This is a genomic window from Eubacterium sp. (assembly GCF_057858645.1).
Genome location: NZ_DBLZZO010000004.1, coordinates 128,014 through 139,135 on the forward strand (window position 1 = coordinate 128,014; position 11,122 = coordinate 139,135).

The window sequence follows — 11,122 nt, forward strand, 5'->3', positions numbered from 1 at the left end:
TTTTATATAGTGTGGCTTTTATAATAGGCTTGTGAAAGTGTAAAGCCGAAAACAGAGCCGGCAATGAATAGTACAATATAGATTAGGTGTTTAATAGTGCTTAATGATAGAGATTAAGAAAGTGGAGGAAGTTAAAATGAAATTAACACAAAGCGATGTAGATAAGATTAAAGAAGAAATAGAACATAGAAAATTGGTTGTTAGAAAAGAAGCAATTGAGGCTGTAAAAGAAGCAAGAGCCCAGGGAGATTTAAGTGAAAATTTTGAATATTATGCAGCAAAAAAAGACAAAAATAAAAACGAAGGACGAATTAGATACCTTGAAAGAATTTTGAAAACAGCAACAATTATTTCAGACCAGTCAGAAGATGATGAAGTAGGCTTAAATAATACTGTAAAGATTTATTTTGAGGAAGATGATGAAGAAGAAACTTTTAAGATTGTAAGTACAATGCGCGGGGACTCTGTTAAGGGGAGAATAAGTAATGAATCACCTATTGGAGCAGCAATTATGGGACACAAAGTGGGAGATAGAGTTGAAATAAAAGTAAATGACAGCTATAGTTATTATGTAGTCATAAAAGAAATCGTAAATACCGGAGAAGAAGAAACAGATACTATAAGAACTTACTAAGGAGAAGGAATATGGCAAAATCTGAAAATCAAAAACAGAAAATTTTAGTGTTGCTTGACTTGTTTAAAAGCAAAACAGATGAGGAACATGGTGTAACAACATCTGATATTATAGACTATTTGGCAGAGCATGGCATAAAGGCAGAAAGAAAAACTGTTTATGCTGATTTGAATACCCTAAAAGAATATGGCTATGAAATTTCAAAAGCGAAGAAAGATGGAAATTATTATTATACTCTTTTGGATCGTGATTTTCAGTTGCCGGAATTGAAACTGTTAGTTGATGCTGTTCAGGCGTCAAAATTTATATCTGCAAAAAAGTCCAGTGAGTTAATAAAGAAAATAGAAAACTTAGCCAGTGTTTATCAGGCAAAGCAGTTACAACGACAGGTTTTTGTAAGTAATCGTATAAAAACAAATTACGAAAATGTTTACTACAATGTGGATGAATTAAATCTTGCAATTAACGAAAACAGAAAAATAAAATTTGACTATTATGAGTGGAATCTTTCAAAGGAGATGGTTTTGCGAAAGAATGGTCACAAGAATGATATTAGTCCATGGTCGTTGGCTTGGGATGATGAAAATTATTATCTGGTTGCATTTGATGGAAATAGTGGAATCATAAAACATTACCGTGTTGATAAAATGCGAAAAATAGAAATACTAGATGAAGCAAGAGACGGACGAGAAGAGTTTGAGGAATTTGATGCAGCAAAATATGCAAAGAAAGTTTTTGGTATGTTTACAGGTGATGAACAACGTGTGAAAATACAATTTGCCAACAAGCTTATTGGAGTTGTAATTGACAGATTTGGTCAGGATATTATGATTATTCCAAAAGGCGTGGACCAATTTGTTGTGAATGTAAACGTAAAAGTAAGCAACATGTTTTTAGGTTGGATAATAGGACTTGGAGATGGTGCCAAAATACTTGAACCTGAAAGTGTAGTTGATGAAGTTAAACAAATAACCGAGAGACTTAAGGAACAATATAAGTAATTAATAATTAAATAATTGGAGAGTTAAATGCTAAAAATATTTACAAGTTATACACCGGGAGCCGGAAAAAGTTATGCCATGCTTGAAAAAGCAATGGCGGAGCAGGCAAAAGGTAAAAAAGTTTTAATTGGCTTTCTAAATGGTGGTCATAGAAATATCGAATTAATAAAAGAAAAAAATCATATAGATAGCGCAATTTATAACGGAAAAGGTTTTTCATATAAACAGATATTAGAAGAAAAACCGGACATAGTTGTGCTGGATGAAATGGGCATGAGGTCGAAAAATCATGGTTATATTTATGAAATAATTGAACTGTTACTAGATAATGACATTGATGTGTTTACATCTATTAACATCAAAAGATTTGACAGTATTAATCCTGAGTTTAAGAAGATAAGCGGTATTGGTGTAAAAAACATGGTACCGTCTAAATTTCTTGATATGGCAGATGAAATATATTTTATAGACAGAAGACCTGAACTTATGATTAGGGATTTCAAAAACGGAAATTTATTTAATAAAAGATATATGAAAAGCGGTATAATGAAAAAAAATTTTAGAAGAGACATATTGGAAAGCTATAGAAAAGTCAGCTTGGAGATTCTAAAAAAATATGGTGATAAAGTGACAGTAGTAGAAAGAAATGAATAAGAACGGAAGGATAAAATAATAAAATTATGCAAAGCGGTAATACAATGGAGAATAACAAACAAATCAAATTATCATGGACGCCAATAGTAATTCTTTTAGCAGGGGTATGTTGTTTGCTTTGGGGCTCGGCCTTTCCGTGTATAAAGCTAGGTTACAAATTTTTTAGAATAGAAAGTGGAGAGACAGCTTCTCAGATTTTATTTGCCGGAACAAGATTTGCAATTGCAGGGGCAATGGTAATAATAACTTTCAGTATAATAAACAGAAAATTTATCAAGCCATCAAGTCCCGGAAAAATAGCAACGTTAAGCGTGTTTCAGACAATATTGCAGTATGTGCCGTTTTATATAGGACTTGCTCATACTACAGGAGTGAAGTCTTCCATTATTAACGGTTCGGCGGTTTTTATAACAATACTTATATCATGTCTTATTTTTAAACAGGAAAAATTAACAGGGAAAAAGATTATAGGTAGTGTTTTAGGATTTTTAGGAATTGTAATCGTAAATGTTGTTGGAAATGGTTTTGATTTGAGTTTTACTCTTTTAGGTGAAGGCTTTATTTTGATTTCTACAATATCATCTGCGTTTTCGTCATCTTTTATTAAAAGATTTTCAAAGACTACCGATGTTGTAATGCTTAGTGGCTATCAGTTTTTCTTTGGTGGCGTTGTCATGGCAACAATTGGTCTCATAGCAGGAGGTAGATTAAACAGTGTGGCACCATATAGCTGGATACTTCTTTGTTATATGGGATTCATTTCAGCGGCAGCGTATACAATTTGGAGTATCTTACTTAAATACAATAACGTATCAAAGATTTCAGCTTATAAATTTATGAATCCTTTATTTGGGGTTGTACTGTCATTTATAATTTTGCAGGAGAAGAGCCAGTTAGGAATCCAGACAGTAATTGCACTTATTCTCGTGTGTGCAGGAATTTACGTGGTAAATCGTGAAAATAAGTAAGGAAATATATGGATAAATCTCTTTTTATATGGAATTTACTGTGATAAAATATAATCATTATTAATAATGTTATAAAGAGTTGCAAACAGCAAGAATACATGTTTAGCTATTGCAGAAGGAGGAAGATATGAACATTATGCACGACATTAATCCGGAACGTATTGCACCTTCGGATTTTATTGCTACTATTGAGATTACAAAAGGAAGCAAGAAAAAATATGAATTAGATAAGGAAACAGGACTTCTGATTCTTGACAGAATACTTTATTCATCAGTTCATTACCCTGCGAATTATGGTTTTATTCCAAGAACATTAGATGAAGATGGTGATCCCCTTGACGTATTGGTACTTTGTTCGGAACCTATTGAACCAATGTCACTTGTAAGATGTTATCCAATTGGAGTAATGTACATGATTGATGGTGATGACATGGACGACAAGATTATTGCTATCCCATATGGAGATCCAACTTACAATTGTTATACTGACATTAAACAGTTACCATCACATATTTTTGATGAAATTAGAAACTTCTTTAACATCTACAAGTCATTAGAAGGTAAGAAAACAAAAGTTGATGAATTTGGTGGCCCAATTGATGCGGCAAAGATTATTTGCAAATGTATCGACTTATATAACGAAGAATTTGAAGGAGAAAGTCATGACAATAAATAAAAGACTTTCCGACCTGAGAAGTGAAATGAGTAGGCATGACATAGATATCTATGTTGTGCCTACTTGTGATTTTCATGGTTCGGAGTATATAGGAGACTATTTTAAAACAAGAGAATTTATAAGCGGCTTTACAGGGTCAGCAGGTACGGCAGTAATAACTAAGAACAAGGCGTATTTATGGACAGACGGAAGATATTTTGTTCAGGCTGAAAGTCAGCTAAATGACAGCTATAAACTTATGAAGCAGGGAGAAAATGGAGTACCTACAGCTGTACAGTTTATTGAAGAATATAATAGAGAAACAATAGAAAAAAATAAAGAAAGTTGCAATCAATTATCCAGAGAAAAAAATAAAGAAAACTGGGGGACGACAGTTGGATTTGACGGCAGAACAATACCATCTGACCTTGCAGAACACATTGAAAAACTACCGAATATTAATGTAGTTTGTGATTTGGATTTAATTGGAGATATATGGAAAGACAGACCTGAAATATCTCATGAGTCTGTTTGGATTTTACAGGAACAATATGCAGGAGAATCGCTAAAGGAAAAAATAAAAAAGATACAAAAAGAAATAGTAGCCAATGATTGCGATATTTTAGTTGATACATGTTTGGAAAATATTGCTTGGATACTTAATTTGAGAGGAAATGATGTAAAATGTACCCCTGTATTTTTAAGCTTTCTAACTATAACAGGTGATAATGTAACTTTATATATACAGAAACAAAGTTTGACAGCGGGAACAGAGTCATACCTTAAAGAGAATAAAGTTAATATAAAAGATTATTTTGAAATTTATAATGATTTAAAACAGTTAAAAGATAAAAAAGTCTGGCTTGATAAGTCATCAGCTAATTACAGAATAATTGAGACTCTGAAAAATAATAATAGGATATACAACAGAATGTCACCGGCACTAACAATGAAGGCAATAAAAAATTCTACTGAAATCAAAAATACTCGAAAAGCACATTTGCTTGATGGAATTGCAATGACAAAATTTATATACTGGTTAAAACACAATGTAGGAAAAGAGCCTATGGATGAGGTAATGTTGGGCGAAAAGCTGGAATATTTTAGAACAAAAGCAGAAAGTTATGTGGAACCAAGTTTTGAACCCATCGTAGGTTACAACGACCATGGAGCTATTGTTCATTACAGTGCAACAGAAGAAACAAATTATACCATTACAGACAAAGGACTTGTTTTAATTGATTCTGGTGGACATTATTTAGAAGGCACAACTGATATAACAAGAACAATTAGTCTTGGTGAAGTTAGTGACAAAATGAAAAGAATGTACACAGCGGTTTTGAAAGGCCATTTGGCACTGGGAGATGCTGTATTTAAAAAAGGCAGTTCAGGAGTAACTCTTGATATTCTTGCAAGAAAACCACTTTGGGACTTAGGGCTTGACTATAATCATGGAACAGGTCATGGTGTAGGCTATTTGTTAAGTGTACACGAACCACCAAACGGAATAAGATATAGAATACTTAATAATCCACAACTAAATCCTGAAATGAAAGCTGGAATGATTACAAGTAACGAACCTGGAATTTATCTTGAAAATGAATTTGGCATAAGAATAGAAAATCTGATTCTTTGTAAAGAAAAAGAAAACAATGAGTTTGGAGAATTTTTATGCTTTGAAACATTAACTTTAGTTCCTTATGATATAGAACTAATAGATGAAACAATGCTCACAGAAAAAGAAAAGGAACTTATTTTTGAGTATAACAGAAGAATAACAGATGCTTTGCAACCTTACCTGACAGGGGAAGAAAATAAATGGCTTGAAACATTGAACGAGAAACATTAAACGAAGAATTTTAAAATTGTCGGGAGGACAGCAGCAAAGGGTTGCCATTGCGAGAACATTGTCTTATGGACCGGAAATTATTTTAGCTGATGAACCAACCGGAAATTTAGACAAGGAAACTCAGGCAGAGATTATAGAAATCTTTAAGGAATTGGCACATAAAGAGAATAAATGCATAATTCTAGTTACACATTCCAAAGAAGTATCTGAGCGGTCAGATGAGGTCTACAAGCTTCCGTAGGAATAAATAAACGGTTTAGTTATATTTTGCAATTAATAATCATAATATAGAACAAACGAATATATGGGAGAAGCCCCATGAATGATTATATTGCAAAGAGAGCTGTGGCTGCAGGAGAATATCTGGTTTTGGCAAAAGCCACAGTAAGGCAAACAGCAAAGAAGTTTGGAGTTAGCAAGTCTACAGTGCATAAAGATGTATCAGAACGGTTAGTAGAAATAGATCCTGCTTTAGCAGCTAAAGTAAGAAAAATTTTAGAGAAAAATAAATGCGAAAGACATATACGTGGTGGGATTGCAACAAGAGAGAAATATAAGCGTGAGAGAAGTTTAAAAGATAAATCTGCTGCTTCTCGCTAATTTGGGTTCCCAGGATACATAAAAAGAAAAACACAGCAAAAAGTATGGGAGCATCTTTTTTGCTGTGTTTTTCTTTTTATGTGCTTGGTTAACGTGTTGAATATATTAAAGCCATATGCTAGGCATATGGCTGTTGTTTACGGGGGACCTAGCGGGAATCTCACCCGCTAGGTTGAGTATGAAAAACTTAAAATACGTCATTATAGGGTATGACGTATACAAACTATGTGCACCACTCTAGGTAGTACTCTGTTATAGTAAGGGACGAATGTGAATAAAATATGAACAAAATGTAAAAAAACTCGAAAATCGGCGAAAATAATAAAAAATAATAAAAAATCGGAAAATGCTGGTGAAAAACTGTGTAGATTTTTCCGTTAAAATTGGAAATAAAACATATACATTATAAAAAAAAGTTGTTATACTTTACTTTAGTGTGGATATTCTAAAATATAGAAGTATATTTTATATATGGAAAAATGAATGACCAAAGGAGAACTAAATGTTTAATACAGATATAGGAATAGATTTAGGAACAGCAAGTATACTTGTTTACATTAAAGGAAAAGGTGTGGTTTTAAAAGAACCATCAGTTGTGGCTATAGATCGCGATACAGAAAAGATTAAGGCTGTTGGTGAAGAAGCAAGATTAATGATTGGACGTACACCTGACAATATTGTTGCAGTAAGACCTCTTAAGCAGGGTGTAATTTCTGACTATTCAGTTACTGAACAAATGATTAGATATTTCATACAGAAATCAGTTGGAAAGCGTTCATACAGAAAACCACGTATTTGTGTTTGTATTCCAAGTGGTGCAACAGAAGTTGAAACAAAGGCAGTTCAGGATGCGGCTTTTCAGGCTGGAGCAAGAGAAGTTTTCGTTGTAGAAGAACCTTTAGCAGCAGCAATTGGAGCTGGTATTGAAATAAAGAAGCCATGCGGAAACATGATTGTGGACATTGGTGGAGGCACAACAGATATTGCTGTTATTTCTTTAGGCGGTACAGTTGTAAGTACATCAGTTAAAGTTGCCGGTGACGACTTTGACGAGGCAATTGTAAGATACATGAGAAAGAAACATAATCTTTTAATCGGTGACAGAACTGCTGAAGAAATAAAAATTGGAATTGGTACATGCTATAACAAATCAGAAAATAAGAAGATGGAAGTGCGTGGACGAAATCTTGTTACAGGACTTCCAAAAACAATAGAAGTTACATCAGAGGAAACAGAAGAAGCTCTTAGCGATGTAACAACAAGTATTGTAGATGCTGTGCATCGTGTGCTTGAACAGACACCTCCGGAACTTGCAGCAGATATTGCTGTAAGAGGGATTGTTTTAACAGGTGGTGGCTGTTTATTACATGGCTTGGATCAGTTGATTGAAGCAAAGACTGGTATTAATACTATGACAGCGGAAGATCCAATGACTGCTGTAGCCATAGGTACAGGTCAGTATTTAGAATATATTGACGAAGAAGATGCAGAAAAAATAAAGTAAAATAAAATTAAACATAAAGGCTGTCCAAAGAAACATAGGGGCAGCCTTGTTTTGATAAAAGGAACAATATGAAATCATTAAGTGGATATGTAGAAAGCATAACTTTTAGAAATGAAGAGAATGGTTATACGGTTTTAACTTTATCTTATGGAAAAAAAGAAATAAAATGCACTGGTAATTTTGGATATATTTCAGAAGGTGAATATTTAGAAATAGAGGGAGAAGAAGTTTTTCACGATATTTATGGAGAACAGATTAAAGTAACTTCTTATAAAGTAATTCCTGCAACAGATGAATTGTCGTTGAAAAAATATCTTGGTTCAGGTGCAATTAAAGGTTTGGGTGCAGTGCTTGCTAATCGTATAGTTGATAAATTTGGCGAGGATACTCTTAGAATAGTAGAAGAAGAACCTGAAAGACTTGCAGAGATAAGAGGCATTACCATAAGAAAAGCAATGGACATTTGTGAGCAGGTTGAAGAGAAAAAAGACATGCGTGATGTTATGATTTTTCTTCAGGGATATGGAATCAGTCCTACATTAAGTAATAAGATTTATACAATGTATGGTCAGAAAGTTTATGACATTATAAAAACTAATCCTTATAAGTTGGCAGATGACCTATCAGGCATTGGTTTTAAAACGGCAGATGAAATTGCACGTCGTGCAGGTGTGGAAGTGAATGCTTCTATTCGTATTAAAAGTGGCATGTGCTATGCCCTGTCGGATGCATCGTTATCAGGACATACGTATTTACCAAAAGAAAAATTAGTTGAGAAAACAATTAATCTGTTAGGCTTAAGGGATCAGTATCTTAATGCAGACGGAACTTATAATATGGATTTACTGGATAATTGTTTTACGGAGTTGGTTTTAGAGAAAAAATTAATACTAAAAAATATTGAAGAAAAAGATGCAGTATTTCTATCTACATACTATTACACAGAATTAAATATTGCCAGAATGTTGTTGGAATTAAATATTTCTACACCGGAAGATGATTATATAATGGGCGTTAAGTTAGATACAATTGAAAAACTTTCAGGAGTAGAATTAGATGATTTGCAAAGAAAAGCTGTAATAGAAACACAAAACAATGGTATTACAATTATTACAGGTGGACCTGGTACAGGTAAAACCACTACAATAAATGCCATTATACAAATGTTTGAAGCTGATGGGTTGGAAGTTAGTCTTGCGGCACCAACAGGAAGAGCAGCAAAACGAATGAATGAGGCAACAGGTCATGAAGCTAAGACAATACACAGATTATTGGAAATTTCAGGTGGAGCATCAGAGGAAACCGGCAGAGATGAAATTGATGCAAAATTTGGCAGAAACGAACAAAATCCTTTGGAAACAGACGTAATCATAGTTGATGAAATGTCTATGGTAGACACTTTTCTTGTGCATGCGTTGCTGAAGGCCATAACAATAGGAACAAGAGTTGTTTTTGTTGGTGATATTAATCAGCTTGCAAGCGTTGGACCGGGTAACGTTTTAAGGGATATAATAGAGTCGGAACAATTTAGCGTTGTAAGACTTACAAAAGTTTTCAGACAGGCAGGGGAAAGTGGGATTGTAACTAATGCCCACAAGATTAATAAAGGCGAACAGGTGGCACTGGATAACAGCATGGGCGACTTCTTATATATAGAAAGAGAAAATGCACAGATGGCATTAAATGCTACAATTGGTCTTATGATGTCTAAATTGCCTCAATATGTAGAAGCAAAACCAATGGATATACAGGTTTTAACACCTATGCGTGGTGGAATTTTAGGAGTTAATTCTTTAAATGAACAACTGCAGAAATACATTAATCCTCAGGATGAAAATAAACGTGAAAGAGAAATCGCAGGCGTTATTTTTAGAGAAGGCGACAAGGTAATGCAGATAAAAAATAATTATCAGCTTGAATGGGAGCAGCGAAGTGAGGGCGGAAGAATATATGATAGTGGAACCGGAATTTTCAATGGCGACATGGGAATAATTACTACTATTAATAATACAACTAACACTATGGAAGTTGTTTTTGATGATGACAGATACGTTATATATGATTCTAAACAGGCTGAGGAGTTAGAACTTGCGTACGCAATAACTATTCATAAGTCACAGGGTAGCGAGTATCCTGCAGTTATTATGCCTTTAGTTTCAGGTGTCTCAATGCTTATGACAAGAAATCTTCTATATACAGGTGTTACAAGAGCAAAAAAATGTGTTTGTATTGTTGGTCGAAAAGAAACATTTTCGGCAATGATTGCAAATGAGGATCAGCATAGAAGATACTCGGGACTGAAATGGCAGCTTGTTAATTATTATAATGAAGAACAATAAATAAGGGGAACATGGAATATAGAAAAATAATACAGAAAATTTTTTATCCAAATGTTTGTCCTATATGCAATCAGGTTATAGGAATGAATCAAAGAATATGCAAAGAATGTAGGGATAAAATTAAAATAGTAAAAACGCCAGCCTGTCAAATGTGCGGTAAGCAGCTAACAAGTAATAATGCATTGTATTGTCAGGACTGTGCAAAAACTAAGCATGAATTTAACAAAGGCGTCTGCGTGTTTCAATATGTAGAAGAAATGAAATTAACTTTATACAGATTTAAATACGATAACAAAAGGTGTTATGGGGATTTCTTTGCTTATGTAGGAAACAGAAAGTATAGAAGCAAACTAAAACAATGGAAAATAGACAGAATTATGCCAATTCCAATGTACAAGGGTAAAGTGCAACAGAGAGGATACAATCAGGCAGAGGAGTTTGCAAAATACCTAAGTCACTACTCTAATATAAGTTTAGACAAGACATCACTAATACGAGTAAGTGATACGAAACCTCAGAAAGGATTAAGTAGAAGTCAAAGAAGCAGTAACCTTAAGAATGCATTTGCAATTAAACCTGAAACATTAAAAGGGGTGAAATCAGTTTTGCTTGTAGATGACATATACACAACAGGCAGCACAATGGACGCATGTAGCAGACTTCTAAAAAGTGCCAGCGTAAAAGATGTTTATTTTATGTGCATAGCAACAGGCATTGACAAATAATTAATAGAAGATAAAAAACAAAGGAAAAATATAAACTAAAAAAGATGCTCTGAATGTAAGTAAGCAGAATATAAGTATATAATTATTTGCTGAAAACTAATTTCTCTAAATGTAAGTAAAAACTTATTGACGTAAATAAAATGATATGATATATTTATGTAGCAAGAGAAGAGGGGGTCTTTTTTTTTTGCAA

Annotated in this window: 10 protein-coding genes and 1 pseudogene; all 11 read left to right on the forward strand. The window is 33.6% G+C overall.

The window, feature by feature from the left end; genetic code table 11:
* Positions 1-136: 136 nt before the first annotated feature.
* The 11 genes and pseudogenes from greA to ACZM4J_RS02695 all read left to right on the forward strand — a co-directional run bounded on the left by greA (position 137) and on the right by ACZM4J_RS02695 (position 10,929).
* A complete protein-coding gene (greA, locus tag ACZM4J_RS02645) occupies positions 137-634 on the forward strand; it encodes a transcription elongation factor GreA (RefSeq protein WP_022165505.1) in 498 nt (165 codons plus the stop codon).
* An 11-nt stretch (positions 635-645) separates the two neighbouring features.
* Positions 646-1,635, forward strand: coding sequence for a helix-turn-helix transcriptional regulator (locus tag ACZM4J_RS02650; RefSeq protein ID WP_489485560.1), 990 nt, complete (start codon positions 646-648; stop codon positions 1,633-1,635).
* 27 nt (positions 1,636-1,662) lie between these two features.
* The gene (locus ACZM4J_RS02655; RefSeq protein WP_022165503.1) at positions 1,663-2,289 is read left to right on the forward strand and encodes a histidine kinase; all 627 of its coding nucleotides are present in this window, start codon (positions 1,663-1,665) and stop codon (positions 2,287-2,289) included.
* Between the two features lie 44 nt (positions 2,290-2,333).
* Positions 2,334-3,257: a DMT family transporter gene (locus ACZM4J_RS02660; protein WP_428244892.1), complete on the forward strand. Its 924-nt coding sequence runs from the start codon at positions 2,334-2,336 to the stop codon at positions 3,255-3,257.
* Positions 3,258-3,384: 127 nt separating this feature from the next.
* Positions 3,385-3,933, forward strand: coding sequence for an inorganic diphosphatase (locus tag ACZM4J_RS02665; protein ID WP_022165501.1), 549 nt, complete (start codon positions 3,385-3,387; stop codon positions 3,931-3,933).
* Positions 3,920-5,761, forward strand: coding sequence for an aminopeptidase P family protein (locus tag ACZM4J_RS02670; protein ID WP_489485561.1), 1,842 nt, complete (start codon positions 3,920-3,922; stop codon positions 5,759-5,761). The genes ACZM4J_RS02665 and ACZM4J_RS02670 overlap by 14 nt, the downstream gene beginning before the upstream one ends.
* Positions 5,760-6,002, forward strand: a pseudogene (locus ACZM4J_RS02675) (ATP-binding cassette domain-containing protein); the annotation flags it as partial. The gene ACZM4J_RS02670 and the pseudogene ACZM4J_RS02675, both read left to right, overlap by 2 nt.
* 77 nt (positions 6,003-6,079) lie before the next feature.
* The gene (gene spoIIID / locus ACZM4J_RS02680) at positions 6,080-6,361 is read left to right on the forward strand and encodes a sporulation transcriptional regulator SpoIIID (protein WP_022165499.1); all 282 of its coding nucleotides are present in this window, start codon (positions 6,080-6,082) and stop codon (positions 6,359-6,361) included.
* Positions 6,362-6,863: 502 nt separating this feature from the next.
* Positions 6,864-7,865, forward strand: coding sequence for a rod shape-determining protein (locus tag ACZM4J_RS02685; RefSeq protein ID WP_117998536.1), 1,002 nt, complete (start codon positions 6,864-6,866; stop codon positions 7,863-7,865).
* Positions 7,866-7,933: 68 nt separating this feature from the next.
* Entirely contained in the window at positions 7,934-10,204 is a 2,271-nt protein-coding gene (gene recD2, locus ACZM4J_RS02690; protein ID WP_428244889.1) for an SF1B family DNA helicase RecD2, read from the forward strand.
* Positions 10,205-10,215: 11 nt separating this feature from the next.
* A complete protein-coding gene (locus ACZM4J_RS02695) occupies positions 10,216-10,929 on the forward strand; it encodes a double zinc ribbon domain-containing protein (protein WP_489485563.1) in 714 nt (237 codons plus the stop codon).
* Positions 10,930-11,122: the final 193 nt, after the last annotated feature.